The 13217-nt window shown below is 61.9% G+C and carries 13 protein-coding genes; 8 read left to right on the forward strand and 5 right to left on the reverse strand.

The genetic code is table 11. The annotated features are described in order from the left end of the window. The first annotated feature begins 153 nt into the window (after nucleotides 1–153). The 5 genes from AB8A33_RS24175 to AB8A33_RS24195 all read left to right on the forward strand — a co-directional run bounded on the left by AB8A33_RS24175 (nucleotide 154) and on the right by AB8A33_RS24195 (nucleotide 4145). Nucleotides 154–855 (forward strand): response regulator transcription factor, encoded by a 702-nt coding sequence (locus tag AB8A33_RS24175; protein ID WP_068733897.1) that lies wholly within the window; start codon nucleotides 154–156, stop codon nucleotides 853–855. Between the two features lie 134 nt (nucleotides 856–989). Then, a complete protein-coding gene (locus tag AB8A33_RS24180) occupies nucleotides 990–2792 on the forward strand; it encodes a stimulus-sensing domain-containing protein (protein WP_439096034.1) in 1803 nt (600 codons plus the stop codon). A gap of 56 nt (nucleotides 2793–2848) precedes the next feature. After that, on the forward strand, nucleotides 2849–3313 hold the full coding sequence (locus AB8A33_RS24185) for an HPr kinase/phosphorylase (RefSeq protein ID WP_439096035.1): 465 nt from the start codon (nucleotides 2849–2851) through the stop codon (nucleotides 3311–3313). Nucleotides 3314–3444: 131 nt separating this feature from the next. After that, complete coding sequence (locus tag AB8A33_RS24190) at nucleotides 3445–3846, forward strand: PTS sugar transporter subunit IIA (RefSeq protein ID WP_068733893.1); 402 nt, start codon at nucleotides 3445–3447, stop codon at nucleotides 3844–3846. Then, on the forward strand, nucleotides 3843–4145 hold the full coding sequence (locus AB8A33_RS24195; protein ID WP_089262865.1) for an HPr family phosphocarrier protein: 303 nt from the start codon (nucleotides 3843–3845) through the stop codon (nucleotides 4143–4145). Before AB8A33_RS24190 ends, AB8A33_RS24195 begins: the two co-directional genes overlap by 4 nt. 33 nt (nucleotides 4146–4178) lie before the next feature. Here AB8A33_RS24195 and AB8A33_RS24200 read toward each other — a convergent pair whose 3' ends face one another. Then, entirely contained in the window at nucleotides 4179–5810 is a 1632-nt protein-coding gene (locus tag AB8A33_RS24200; protein ID WP_439095065.1) for a glycosyltransferase family 39 protein, read from the reverse strand. A gap of 126 nt (nucleotides 5811–5936) precedes the next feature. Here AB8A33_RS24200 and lepA point away from each other — a divergent pair, with 126 nt between their 5' ends. From lepA to AB8A33_RS24215, 3 genes are all read left to right on the forward strand, one after another. Then, complete coding sequence (gene lepA, locus AB8A33_RS24205) at nucleotides 5937–7742, forward strand: translation elongation factor 4 (protein ID WP_439095066.1); 1806 nt, start codon at nucleotides 5937–5939, stop codon at nucleotides 7740–7742. Between the two features lie 37 nt (nucleotides 7743–7779). After that, nucleotides 7780–8259: a DUF1801 domain-containing protein gene (locus AB8A33_RS24210; RefSeq protein WP_439095067.1), complete on the forward strand. Its 480-nt coding sequence runs from the start codon at nucleotides 7780–7782 to the stop codon at nucleotides 8257–8259. Nucleotides 8260–8463: 204 nt separating this feature from the next. Next, nucleotides 8464–9684: an ABC transporter substrate-binding protein gene (locus AB8A33_RS24215; RefSeq protein WP_439086665.1), complete on the forward strand. Its 1221-nt coding sequence runs from the start codon at nucleotides 8464–8466 to the stop codon at nucleotides 9682–9684. A 153-nt stretch (nucleotides 9685–9837) separates the two neighbouring features. Here AB8A33_RS24215 and AB8A33_RS24220 read toward each other — a convergent pair whose 3' ends face one another. The 4 genes from AB8A33_RS24220 to AB8A33_RS24235 form a co-directional block, all read right to left on the reverse strand. Further along, nucleotides 9838–11022, reverse strand: a complete 1185-nt coding sequence (locus AB8A33_RS24220; RefSeq protein WP_439095068.1) for an amino acid ABC transporter substrate-binding protein — start codon at nucleotides 11020–11022, stop codon at nucleotides 9838–9840. Nucleotides 11023–11024: 2 nt separating this feature from the next. Next, nucleotides 11025–11672: a hydrolase gene (locus AB8A33_RS24225; RefSeq protein ID WP_439095069.1), complete on the reverse strand. Its 648-nt coding sequence runs from the start codon at nucleotides 11670–11672 to the stop codon at nucleotides 11025–11027. Between the two features lie 30 nt (nucleotides 11673–11702). Continuing rightward, nucleotides 11703–12098 carry a nuclear transport factor 2 family protein gene (locus AB8A33_RS24230; protein WP_439095070.1) on the reverse strand — a complete coding sequence of 132 codons (396 nt, stop codon included), beginning with the start codon at nucleotides 12096–12098 and terminating at the stop codon, nucleotides 11703–11705. A gap of 156 nt (nucleotides 12099–12254) precedes the next feature. Then, nucleotides 12255–13106 carry a helix-turn-helix transcriptional regulator gene (locus tag AB8A33_RS24235; RefSeq protein WP_439095071.1) on the reverse strand — a complete coding sequence of 284 codons (852 nt, stop codon included), beginning with the start codon at nucleotides 13104–13106 and terminating at the stop codon, nucleotides 12255–12257. Between the last annotated feature and the right edge of the window lie 111 nt (nucleotides 13107–13217).

Consider the following 13217-nt stretch of genomic DNA (forward strand, 5'->3'; position numbering starts at 1 on the left):
TCTATGGAACCCACGCGTCATTCAAGCGTTCAGGGAACTCGGCCACACTTCAGCCCAGCTTGCATTGCTCGTTGACTGTGTTCTTAAGGCCACCTCATACGGCGGATTGTCGAATTCTGCCGGATAGCCCATCCCGCTTCGGAAAGTAGGCTCATGCCAACTATCGCACTGGTCGACGACGACCGTAACATTCTCACATCCGTATCGATCGCGCTGGAAGCCGAGGGCTACCGCATCATGACCTATACGGATGGTGCTTCCGCACTCGATGGCTTCCGCACGAGCCAGCCGGACCTCGCAATCCTCGATATCAAGATGCCCCGCATGGACGGCATGGAGACACTGCGCCGTCTACGCCAAAAGTCCGATCTGCCGGTGATCTTCCTGACGTCGAAGGACGAGGAGATCGACGAGCTGTTCGGCCTGAAGATGGGCGCGGACGATTTCATCCGCAAACCGTTTTCGCAGCGTCTGCTGGTCGAGCGCGTCAAGGCCGTGCTGCGCCGCGCCGCGCCGAAGGACCCGACTGCCGCTCCGAAGGAGACCGACGCCAAAGCGCTTGATCGCGGTTTGCTGCGGATGGATCCGGAACGTCACACCTGCACCTGGAAGAACGAGCCGGTCACGCTGACCGTTACCGAATTCCTGATCCTGCAGGCGCTGGCGACGCGCCCCGGCGTGGTGAAGAGCCGCAACGCGCTGATGGATGCCGCCTATGACGATCAGGTCTATGTGGACGATCGCACCATCGACAGCCACATCAAGCGGCTGCGCAAGAAGTTTAAGGTCGTCGACGACGACTTCGAGATGATCGAGACGCTGTATGGCGTCGGTTATCGCTTCAAGGAAACCTGATCTGTAGAGGTTCCCGTGGCACGGTTGGGGCCTGACGGCTCAGCCGTGCTGCGCTAGAATGCGCATCCGCATACGCAACAATGAGCGCGGCGTGGCGCATCGCAGATATCGACAACAACCGGGCAGTTTTGGCATTGCTGGATCGTACGCAGCCTGATGAAAGCCTGGACGCCGACGGCACGTCGCCGCATGCGGCAGGCAGCGATGATCGCGAACGTCGCGGCTGGCAGCGGCCGCTCGACTGGCTGCGCCGCGCCCGGCAGTTCTTCGTTGCACTGACTTTTTCGAGTCTGACGCGCCGTATCGTCTCGCTCAACCTCGCCGGCCTCTGTGCCTTGGTCGCCAGCATCCTCTATCTCTCGCAGTTTCGCGCCGGCCTGATCGACGCGCGTGCGCAGAGCTTGCTGGTGCAGGCCGAAATCATCGCCAGCGCCATTGCCGCTTCGGCTACCGTCGAAACCAATACGATCACGATCGATCCCGACCGGTTGCTCGACCTCAAGCCTGGCGAGACCTATGGCGTGCCGGACGAACTCTCCGGCCTCGATTTCCCGATCAATCCCGAACGCGTTGCACCGGTGTTGCGGCGGTTGATCTCCCCGACCAAGACGCGTGCGCGCATCTACGACCGCGACGGCGTGCTGATCCTCGACAGCCGCAGCCTTTATGGCCGCGGCGATGTGCTTCGTTTCGAACTGCCGCCGCCGACCACCGAAAAGCCCGGCTTTGCCGAACGCACAATGATCGCGGTCCGAACCTGGCTCAATCGCGGCGATCTGCCGTTGTATCGCGAACTCGGCCCGGAAAACGGCAACGGCTATCAGGAGGTGCAGCAGTCGCTCGACGGCCTGAAGAGCAGCATGGTGCGCATCAATGAACGGGGCGAAGTCATCGTCTCGGTCGCGGTACCCGTGCAGCGCTTCCGCGCCGTGCATGGTTCGCTGATGCTGTCCACGCAAGGCGACGACATCGACCAGATGGTGACCGCCGAGCGCCTCGCCATTCTGAAGGTCTTTGCAGTCGCGGCTGTGGTGATGATCGTGCTGTCACTGCTGCTCGCTTCGACGATCGCAGGTCCGGTGCGTCGGCTGGCCGACAGCGCCGAGCGCGTGCGCCGCCGTATCCGCACCCGCGTCGAAATTCCCGACTTCACCCGCCGCCGCGACGAGATCGGCCATTTGTCCGGGGCGCTGCGCGACATGACCGATGCGCTTTATAACCGCATCGAGGCGATCGAAATGTTCGCCGCCGACGTCTCGCACGAGCTGAAGAATCCGCTGACGTCGCTGCGCTCCGCCGTGGAGACACTGCCGCTGGCGAAGAACGACAACAGCCGCGGCCGCCTGCTCGCCGTCATCGAACATGACGTGCGGCGACTTGATCGATTGATCTCGGATATTTCCGACGCCAGCCGTCTCGACGCCGAACTGCAGCGCAACGATACCGCCCCCGTCGACCTCCGGCGGTTGCTGACCACGCTGACCTCGGTCGCCAACGAAACCAAGCTCGGTCATGACGTCGGCGTTGAAGTCCGCTTCGAAGGCCCCGCCAGTGATGCGTTTTCGGTGCCCGGCCACGACTCGCGCCTCGGTCAGGTCGTTACCAATCTCGTCACCAATGCGCAGTCGTTCTCGACGCCGGGCGGCAAGGTGCGCATCGTCTGCCGTCGCCTGAAAGGCAAGATCGAGATCGTCGTCGATGATGATGGCCCCGGCATCGGACCCGACGCCATCGAGCGGATCTTCGAACGCTTTTACACCGACCGCCCGCATCAGGGCTTTGGTCAGAATTCCGGCCTGGGCCTGTCGATCTCCAAGCAAATCGTCGAAGCCCATAGCGGCACGATCTGGGCGGAGAACCGCATCGGCCCGGCCAACGCCGATGGCGAGATCCCGGTGCTGGGTGCGCGCTTCGTGGTACGGTTGCCGGCCACATGAGCGCGGATGGTAAAAGCATCCATGCCTCCGCCGTACTGGTCGATGACCGCGCGGTCCTGATCCGGGGGCCGTCCGGCTCGGGAAAATCGCGGCTGGTATTCGATCTGATCCTCGCCGGTCAGAGTGGGCAGGTTCCGGAGGCCATGCTGGTCGGCGACGACCGGGTGCATCTGGATGTCAGGGACGGAAAACTGTGGGTACGGCCGGCGCCCGAACTGGTCGGGCTGCTTGAGATCAGGGGGCTCGGAATCCGGCGTCTGGACTGCGCCACCGGCGCCATTGTCGGGCTGGTGGTCGATCTCGACGCCACCGACGCCGCGCGCCTGCCAGAGCCGGAAGCGCTCAGAATCACACTGGAGGGCGTCGAATTGCCCCGAATTCCGGTCGGGGCAGGCTTTTCGCCACTACCATTGGTCGTAGCTACACTTACAACAATCGACGGTTTAGCCGCAGTGCGACCTTTGGACGATTGCTCGAAGGGAATTGGTAACCATATTAGTCCCACTATCGCCACCGAATAGACCCGCGCTACTTCCCGCCGCATCCGTGCAATTTAAGGGAGATTCGCGAAGAGCCCTCTTGCATAGGGGCTCTGGATGGTCAAAGTGGCCCTTTCGTGCGGTGCACCAAAAGCACCCACGAGGAGTTTCCGATGATTGGTCTAGTACTTGTGACCCATGGGCGCCTTGCCGACGAGTTTAAGGCGGCGCTTGAACATGTAATGGGTCCGCAAAAACAAATTGAAGCCGTGACGATCGGCGCCGAAGACGATTCCGATTTGTGTCGCAGCGACATTATCGAAGCGGTCAATCGCGTCGACAGTGGCGATGGTGTTGCCATCCTCACTGATATGTTCGGCGGCACGCCATCGAATCTGGCGATCTCCTGCATGAGCCGGCCGAAGGTCGAGGTTCTCGCCGGTATCAATCTGCCCATGCTGGTCAAGCTCGCAAAGGTGCGCGAAGAGCGCACACTGCCCGATGCGATCGCCATGGCACAGGAAGCAGGCCGCAAATACGTCACCATCGCCAGCCGCGTTCTCGCCGGCAAATGAGCGACAGCCCCGACGATACGACGGTGTCCGGCAGCGTCTCCCGCGAGATTCCGATTACCAACAAGCGTGGCCTTCATGCGCGCGCCTCTGCCAAATTCGTACAGATGGTCGAACGCTTCAATGCCGACGTCACTGTGACACGCAATGGCGAGACCGTTGGCGGTACATCCATCATGGGCCTGATGATGCTGTCCGCCGGCCCCGGGACCAGCATCATGGTCACTGCCAAAGGCGCCGAAGCTCAGGCGGCGCTGGATGCGATCACCGAGCTTGTGACCAACAAGTTCGGCGAAGAGTAGCGGTTCGCCGAAAGCTGCTTTGTCAGCGAACGGCTATTTCATCGCGCCAGGCGCCACCACATAGACATTCCACCGCGTGGTCGTGCCGACATTGCCCTTGAAGAAGCGCCGCGTCGACATCACGATGCGTTCGGCATTCGGCAGATTGTCCTTCATCCACGCTTCGCAGCGATCGAATTTCCAGTCACCCACCAGGCAGATTCCGATGAAGCCGTTGCGCTTCGCTTCCTCCATCGACGTCACGCCTGACGGCCATGGCTCATAGGGTGTCAGCGGCAGCGGATGATCCGGACTGTAGAACGTCATCTGCTCGGCGACATCGACGAAGCCCACCACGTTACTCCAGCGCGTGTGGAAGCGCTTGTGCCAGACCTCGGTGAGTTCACGCGCGAGCTGCGAATAGGAGATATGGGCGAAATTGCCATTGGCATCGCGCGGCAGTGACGCGATGGCGATCTGCGGTGCGGCGGCGAGCGTGACCAGCGACAGGACCAGCCAGATCGCCGCGAGCCGTACCAGCGCGACCCGCGGCACCTTCAGCGATGGAATCGCGATCACGGCCAGCGGCACCAGGAAGAACAGCGAGATGCCCCAATCGGTCTTGATATAGATGTCGAACAACAGCGCGCCGATGGGCGGGCCGACGGCGACAATGGCCTGGATCAGCCAGATATTCAGGGCCTGATCCCTGCGGACACCGGGATTGGTCGTCAGTGACCACGGCCGCTTGACGAATGCGCGGGGATCGCGCGCCACAGACGCCCACCAGCGCGGGCTCCAGGCCAGCACCGCAGCGGCCAGACCCAGCGGCAACAGCAGCAGCGCGACGTTGTGGCCGACATAGCCCCATGCCAATTGCAGGCTCTCCCAGCGCGACGAGATCTTGTAGGTATCGCCGGCGTAGCGAAATGGCGCGTATTCCACCTGCCGCACCCAGTCGAGATGCGGAATCATCGCCGCCACCATCGTCGCGATGGCGATCCACGGCGCTGGCGAGCGCAGGAACAGCATCCGCTGGGGATGGATCAGCGCGGCCAGACCAATCGCGCCGATCATCGTCACCACCCAGTATTTGGTCATCAGCGCCAGCGCAGCAGCGAGGCCAAGCAGGAAGCCCGAGCGGATCGAGCGCTTCTCGAACGCGTGCAGATAGGCCAGCACCACCAGCGGCAAAGTTACCAGCTGCAGCAGGTCCGGATTGTATTTGAAGCCCTTGAAATTGAAGATCGGATAGATCGCGACCATCAGCAGCACGAAAAAGGCGCGGCGACGATCGACCACGCGCAACGCGATCGCCCAGCAAAGGACCATGCCAATGCCGACCGTGACCATGGCAAGCAGATAGGTCGCCCAGTCCACCGGCGGGAAAAATTTGAACCAGACACCCGAAATCCAGCCCGACAGCGGCGGATGCTTGCCGTAGCCCATCAGGAACTTCTGCCCCCAGGCGTAGCCCTCGGAAACGTCGAAATGGATGTCCTGCGCCGCTTTCACCTGGGTCAGGATCGCGGTCCACAGCACCACATGGGCGATCGTGAAGCCAAGCACCAGCAGGACGCTCAATTGCGGATCACACGCCCAGGCAACGAGCCGCGCAGCGCCGCGGCGGCCGATCGACAGCAAGCCCCGGCGTTTGGCGGGGGTGGAGGAAGCGATTGTACTCATGGGGCCCTGCCTAGCGTGTTTCGGGCCGGAGTAAAATCAGGATGCCGTGACGGAAACAGGGCCAGGAATCAGGCCGAAACCCGCATTAAGGTTGCCGCATCGGGGCCTGAATGCTATCCCGCGCGCATGACAACCTCCCCGATTTCGAACGTCCGCAACTTCTCCATCGTTGCCCATATCGACCATGGCAAATCGACGCTGGCCGACCGCCTGATCCAGATCACCGGCGGGTTGCAGGCGCGCGAGATGAAGGAGCAGGTGCTCGATTCGATGGATATCGAGCGCGAGCGCGGTATCACCATCAAGGCGCAGACCGTCCGCCTGCATTACAAGGCCAAGGACGGCAAGGATTACATCTTCAACCTGATGGACACGCCCGGCCACGTCGACTTCGCCTACGAGGTCTCGCGGTCGCTGGCGGCCTGCGAAGGCGCGCTGCTGGTGGTCGACGCCTCGCAGGGCGTGGAAGCCCAGACACTAGCCAACGTCTATCACGCGCTCGACGCCAATCTCGAAATCGTGCCGATCCTCAACAAGGTCGATCTGCCCGCGGCAGAACCCGAGCAGGTGAAGAAGCAGATCGAGGACGTCATCGGCATCGACGCCTCAGACGCGTTGATGATCTCGGCCAAGACAGGTCTGGGCGTGCCTGATGTGCTGGAAGCCATCGTGCACCGGCTGCCTCCACCGACGGGCGACCGTGACGCCACGCTGAAGGCGCTGCTGGTCGATAGCTGGTACGACGTCTATCTCGGCGTCGTCGTGCTCATCCGCGTCGTCGACGGCGTCATGAAGAAGGGCCAGCGCGTCCGCATGATGGGCACCAGCGCCGCCTATGATGTCGAGCGCGTCGGCTACTTCACGCCAAAGATGGTCAATGTGGACGAACTCGGCCCCGGCGAGATCGGCTTCATTACAGCCGCCATCAAGGAAGTCGCAGACACCCGCGTCGGCGATACCATCACCGACGACCGCAAGCCGGTCACCGAGATGCTGCCGGGCTTCAAGCCCGCGATCCCCGTGGTGTTCTGCGGCCTGTTCCCGGTCGATGCCGACGACTTCGAGACGCTGCGCGCCGCGATGGGTAAGCTGCGGCTGAACGACGCGTCGTTCTCGTTCGAAATGGAAACCTCGGCTGCATTGGGCTTCGGCTTCCGCTGCGGCTTCCTCGGCCTGCTGCATCTGGAAATCATCCAGGAGCGCCTGAGCCGCGAATTCGATCTCAACCTGATCGCGACCGCGCCAAGCGTGATCTACAAGATGCACCTTACCGATGGCGAGGAGATCGAGATCCACAATCCGATCGACATGCCGGACGTGGTGAAGATCGCCGAGATCCAGGAGCCTTGGATCGAAGCCACGATCCTGACGCCAGACGAATATCTCGGCAGCGTGCTGAAGCTCTGCCAGGAACGCCGCGGCAATCAGAAAGAACTCACTTACGTCGGCGCCCGCGCGATGGTGAAATACGAGCTGCCGCTCAACGAAGTGGTGTTCGATTTCTACGATCGCCTGAAGTCGATCTCGAAAGGCTACGCCTCGTTCGACTATCACCTGACCGACTACAAAGCCGCCGATCTCGTCAAGATGCAGATCCTGGTCAATGCCGAGCCGGTCGACGCGCTGTCGATGCTCGTGCATCGCACCCGCGCCGAAGGCCGCGGCCGCGCCATGGTCGAGAAGATGAAAGAACTGATTCCGCCGCACATGTTCGTCATTCCGATCCAGGCGGCGATCGGCGGCAAGGTCATTGCTCGCGAAACCGTCCGCGCGCTGCGCAAGGACGTGACCGCGAAGTGCTATGGCGGCGACATCAGCCGCAAGCGCAAACTTCTGGAGAAGCAGAAGGAAGGCAAGAAGAAGATGCGGCAGTTCGGCAAGGTCGACATCCCGCAGGAAGCGTTCATTGCCGCGCTGAAGGTGGATAGCTGAGGGTCAACCGCCCGCCGTTCTGACCAGAGGTACCGCAATGACCGCGATACGGGATGCGAACAGAACGGCGAAACGACCTCCCCAAGGCTTTTCAGATCCAGCTGTCAAAGCAGCATTCGACCAACATCCGCCGGCGATCAAGGCCCCGCTCTTGGCGCTTCGCCAACTGATCCTCGAGACCGCAGCCGGCATCGAGGGCGTTGGTCCGCTGCAAGAAACCCTCAAGTGGAATCAGCCCAGCTATCTGACAAGCGAGACGAAAAGCGGCAGCACTATCCGGTTGGACCGCATAGGAACCACAGCGCAGTATGCGCTGTTCTTTCACTGCCAGACCGATCTGGTTGCGACCTTCCGTGAATTGTATCCGGCGGAGCTGAGCTTCGAAGGCAACCGCAGCATCGTGCTGCACGTCGATGATCCCGTGCCGGAACAAGCCCTGAGTCACTGCGTCGGACTTGCGCTGACCTATCATCTCCGCAAGCGCAGGCCTTCAGCGAGGCCATCTCAGGCTGGATGAGCACGGCGACAACTGGCCGTCGCCCCGGGAACGAACAGCGCTGTGGACGAACGGATTCCGCCGGTCCAATTTTCCGTCCGGCGCAACGCAGCAGATTTCTGCGACCAAACATCCCTCACGCCGCCCTTGCCTCCCCGCCCTTCGCCCCTCATGCTGCCGCCACGACGCCGAAAACGGCGCGTATGAAAATTTGGGGAGGATTGAATGATCGCGCACCGCACGGTTGCGGCTACGACGTTTGCTGTTTCGCTGCTTTTCGGCGCTTCCGCACTGGCCCAACAGGCCAACACACTTCCGCTCAAGATCGGCGTGCTTGCTGACTTCGCCTCGGTCTATGCCGATATCGGCGGCCAGGGCAATGTCGAGGCAGCCAAGATCGCCATCGAGGAATTCGGCGGCAAGATGTTCGACAAGCCGATCGAGCTGGTCACCGCCGATGCGCTCAACAAGGCCGACGTCGCCGCCACCATCTCGCGCAAATGGTATGAGGCCGAGAATGTCGACATGATCATCGACATGCCGACATCGGCCACCGCGCTGGCCGGCATGGAAATGTCGAAGCAGTTCGAGAAGATCATGATCGTCACGGACGCCGCGTCGTCGGACATCACCGGAAAGTCCTGCTCGCCCTATACCGCGCACTGGACCTACGACACCTATGGTAATGCGCAGACCGTCGGCAGCGCCATCGTCAAACAGGGCGGCGACTCGTGGTTCTTCATTACCGCCGATTATCTCTTCGGCCATTCCATCGAGCGCGACACCGGCGACGTGATCCGTAAGGCCGGTGGCAAGGTGGTCGGCAGTGCCAAGCACCCGCTCAACACCGCGGACTTCTCGTCCTTCCTGCTGCAGGCACAATCGTCCAAGGCCAAGATCATCGGCATGGCCAATGGCGGCGGCGACACCATCAATACCATCAAGCAGGCGTCCGAGTTCGGCATCGTCGCCGGCGGCCAGAAGCTTGCGGGCATCGTGATGTTCATCTCCGACATCCACTCGCTCGGCCTCAAGATGGCGCAGGGCCTGATCATCACCGAGGCCTATTACTGGGATCTCAACGATCGCACCCGCGCCTTCGGCAAGAAGTTCTTCGACAAAATGAAGCGGATGCCGACCATGAACCAGGCCGCCACCTACAGCGCCACGCTGCACTATCTCAAATCCGTGCAGGCGGCAGGCACCCGCGCCACCAAGCCGGTGCTGGCGAAGATGCGCGAGATGCCCGTGCGCGACGCCTTCACCGATAACGGCGTCCTGCGCGAGGACGGCCGCATGGTGCACAGCATGTTCCTGCTCGAGGTCAAGAAGCCGGAAGAATCCAAGGCGCCGTGGGATTATTACAAGGTGCTCGCGGAAGTCCCTGGCGATCAGGTGTTCCGCCCGATGAAGGACGGCGGGTGCCAGTATGTGAAGAAGGACTGAGTCCTAACATCCGACTTTGCATCAAGCAAACTGGATCGCCCGCTTTCGCGGGTAGTGACAGCTCTTGGCGCAGAGCGGACTTTGCTTGCCTCGCTTCAGAGGCCTACGGAATCGCGGCCGTTCACGGCCTATCCAATCCTGGTGCCGAGACGTTCAAAGCGCGTCGGCATACGGAAAGATCAGTTTTCCTGATGCCAGCCCGTGCGGTGTCACCACCGCCTGCTTCGATCCGTCCTTGAACTGTTTAGTCTCGTGACCATCGATGCCCTGGAATTGAACCTGCAGGACGCGCGGATGCGCCCATTCGCCGTTCTTGCCGAATATGACGTCGCCCATGACCGTATTGAACGTCGCTGTCCTCGCGAAGGTGGACAGCAGGGCGTCATCAAGGCTGCCGACGGCCGCGACAGCCTGAGCAACGACCTGCATCTGGGCATATGCCAGCGGCGCCATGTAGTGCCCGAGCAGATCGACGTCGGCCTCAGCGGCGCGCGCTTGATAGGTATCGAGAAAGTCACGCACGCCCGGGAGCATCATCGCAGGGACCGGCGCCCAGTATTCGTAGTTCACGAAGCCGTTGAGCAGCGGGCCGAGTGTAGTTTTCACAACCGTGTTCTGCGGACCGATCATTCCGGCACCGACCATCTTCGGGCGGAAGGGATGCGCGTGGATGGCGCGCACGAGATCGACCGAGTCCTGTAGATAGGAGCACAGAAACAGCAGATCGCAGTCGCTTGTGGCGACGGCGTCAAGGACCGGCGTGAAGTCGGTGGTCGTCAGCGGATAGGTGGCTTCGTGGACGATGCTGAAACCGTATTTATCGGCGTTGGCCTTGGCGCCGAGAATGGGATTGCGGGAGAATTCTGCATCAGCCGAGAGCAACGCCACGGTCAAAGGCCGAGGCGTCTGCGCAGCGGCCAGCTCGAAAAATCCTTCGGTGAGTGCAGCGTTCGGATCCGGTCCGGTCGGGATCATGGCGAAGTAGTTGGGATAGGCGAGCGCGTTGTTGACGCCAAGGCCCATCAGCCCGACGAAAAAACGCTGCCGCTCCATGATTAGCGGCATCGCCGGCAACACAGTGTTGGTGCCGTAACCGCCGATGACGAGATCGACCTTGTCGTCGTCCATCAGCCGTCGATAGAGACCGGGAACGCGCGACGCATCCGCATGGTCGTCGTAGCAGACGAGTTCGACAGGGCGGCCGAGCAGGCCACCTTGTCTATTGACGTCTTCCCGCCAAATGTCGTGGGCGAGCCGCGCCGACAGGCTATTGCCGGCCAATGGACCGGTCAGCGAAAGACAGTACCCGATACGGATGGGCGCGGGCACCGTGGGCATGATCAGGCGCCTGCTTTGGCGTGGCTGGCCAGAAGCTGCAGTTCCCAGGCCAGGGCCACGCCGCTCGCCCCGCCATGTTCGAGAACGACGCCTGCAACGCCGGCTGCTGTTTTCTCGCGCGCCCAGTCGCGCTGCCATTCGCCGAGCACCGCCATCCAGGTGATCGGCACTGCGCCGGCGGCGACCATGCGGCGCACGGCCATGTCATGGGCTTCCAGCGTGACACCGCCAGACGCGTCGGTGACGATGAAGACGTCATAACCTTCGGCGAGGGCCTGGATCGCCGGCATCGCGAGACAGATCTCGGTGTAGAGCGCGGCCAGCACGAGTTGCTTGCGTCCGCTCTTCTTGACGATGTCGGTGACCTTCGGATCTTCCCAGGTGTTGATGAAGGTGCGGTTGATCGGTTTCTGCTCCGGGAAGACGTCCTGAAGACCCTTGATGATGTAGCCGCCGCGTTCCTCGATCACTGTGGTCAGGATCGTCGGCACGTTGAAGACTTTGGCCGTCTTGGCGAGCCCGATGACGTTGTTGACGATCGTCGCCGGCTCGTGGCTGTTCAGGTTGGTGAACTGGTAGGGCTGGTGATCGATCAGCACGAGGATGCTGTCTTCAGGACGAAGCAGGGCTTCGAGACCGGTCTTGGGCATGGGATCTCCTTGGGATGCGCAGGCAGCGGCTCAGGCGCCGGTGGGATCGATGAAGACGTGGAGGGTTTGGATGTGGCCGCCTGCGAACTGGGCGACGTCGATTCCGGTCACGGCCACAGGACCGTTGGGCGGACCGGCCTGCCAGCGCAGCCGTCCCATACCATGATGCCCGACGGCAGGGCCGATCGCGGTGAAGGCGAAGTTTGGCGGCAGGTGCGACAAGAGTTCTTCCACCGCTTGGTTGATGGCGGCATAACCCGTTGCTGAGGAATCCGGTGGTTCATACAGGACCGCATCGTCCGCATAGAGCTCGCGAATAGCCGCGATGCGTTTGTCCGCGTCGCGCTCACCAAACACGCGCGTGAGATTGCTTCGCATCCGGCCGTCATAGTCGACAGAAGCTTCGGACTTGTTTTGATTGGTCATCATTCATCCTCTCAGACCAGGAAGTCCGAGAGGTCGGGGTCGTGTGACACGCAATCCGATTACTCTCGCCTGGCCGGCCGAGAGATTATGGTTGCTCCTTGCGGAGAGCACTGTTCGATCCTGCTGTTTCCTGTCCGAAACCGCTGCGCCATGGCGTCAGCTTGTCCGGTCGCGCCGCCACGACGCTGGGGTCGCACCGGTCAGCTTGCGGAACGTGCGCCCGAAATGCATCGCGTCGGCAAAGCCCGTGGCCTCGGCCACCTCCGCGAGCGAAATGCGGCTGTCGATCAGCATGGCCTGAGCGCGCCGTATGCGGGTGTCGAGTTGCCATTGGTAGGGCGCCATCCCGGTCGACGCCTTGAATGCCCGGCTGAAGTGGGATTGCGACAAACCTGCCAGCGCCGCCAGATCCGCAAGCTCGACGTGGTCGGGGAGACTGGCTTCCAGATGCTCGATGACACGCCGCAGTTGCCATGGAGCAAGTCCCTTGCCGGCCTCGGAGGCTTCCGGCGGCGACGCGAACAGCCGCGCGGCAATGGCGGCAGTCAATCCATCGCCGTAAAGCTGCATCGAGGGATCGGGGTCGTCCATCACCTCGGCAAGCATCTTGACGAGCGTCCAGATGCGATCGTCCGAAAAGCGAAGCCGCGGCACGATTGGCGCATCGGCGTCGAAAGTCGTTGCCATCCGCTCGCTCAGCGCCGCGAGATCGAACGTCAGGATCGCGTCCTTTACGAAGCGGACATCGGCACTGTAGCCCCACATCTCCATGTCGGCGGGCGCGAAGTCCATGTGCCTGGGGCGGTAGCCGGTGGCGCAAGGTTTATTGGCGCGGAGACGCGGCTCGCAAGGGCTGCCGACTTCTTCGAGCAAAGCGACGAGGCGCGGTTCGCTCTCATACGGAAATTGGTGGGACACCGCGCCGGCGCCATGCCATTCGGTGACGTTGACACCCACGCCGTTCCAGGTTCGCCTCGACACCGAGAGGTTGAAGACATTGTCGGGCAACTGTGTTGCTGCGTCGGAACGGACGGTTGTCGTAGAAGCACGCCTTGCTTCAGAAGCGCTCAAGTTTCCGCTCACTTTCGAAGAAATCGCTCTCATCACAACCGTCCCGCA

The sequence above is a fragment of the Tardiphaga sp. 813_E8_N1_3 genome, assembly GCF_051811025.1.
Lineage (GTDB): Bacteria > Pseudomonadota > Alphaproteobacteria > Rhizobiales > Xanthobacteraceae > Tardiphaga.

Coding starts and splice junctions, on each gene's coding strand:
- lepA (WP_439095066.1), top strand. CDS start 5,937: ATGACAACCTCCCCGATTTCGAACGTCCGCAACTTCTCCATCGTTGCC.
- AB8A33_RS24230 (WP_439095070.1), bottom strand. CDS start 12,098: ATGACCAATCAAAACAAGTCCGAAGCTTCTGTCGACTATGACGGCCGG.
- AB8A33_RS24220 (WP_439095068.1), bottom strand. CDS start 11,022: ATGCCCACGGTGCCCGCGCCCATCCGTATCGGGTACTGTCTTTCGCTG.
- AB8A33_RS24200 (WP_439095065.1), bottom strand. CDS start 5,810: ATGAGTACAATCGCTTCCTCCACCCCCGCCAAACGCCGGGGCTTGCTG.
- AB8A33_RS24190 (WP_068733893.1), top strand. CDS start 3,445: ATGATTGGTCTAGTACTTGTGACCCATGGGCGCCTTGCCGACGAGTTT.
- AB8A33_RS24175 (WP_068733897.1), top strand. CDS start 154: ATGCCAACTATCGCACTGGTCGACGACGACCGTAACATTCTCACATCC.
- AB8A33_RS24195 (WP_089262865.1), top strand. CDS start 3,843: ATGAGCGACAGCCCCGACGATACGACGGTGTCCGGCAGCGTCTCCCGC.
- AB8A33_RS24225 (WP_439095069.1), bottom strand. CDS start 11,672: ATGCCCAAGACCGGTCTCGAAGCCCTGCTTCGTCCTGAAGACAGCATC.
- AB8A33_RS24215 (WP_439086665.1), top strand. CDS start 8,464: ATGATCGCGCACCGCACGGTTGCGGCTACGACGTTTGCTGTTTCGCTG.
- AB8A33_RS24210 (WP_439095067.1), top strand. CDS start 7,780: ATGACCGCGATACGGGATGCGAACAGAACGGCGAAACGACCTCCCCAA.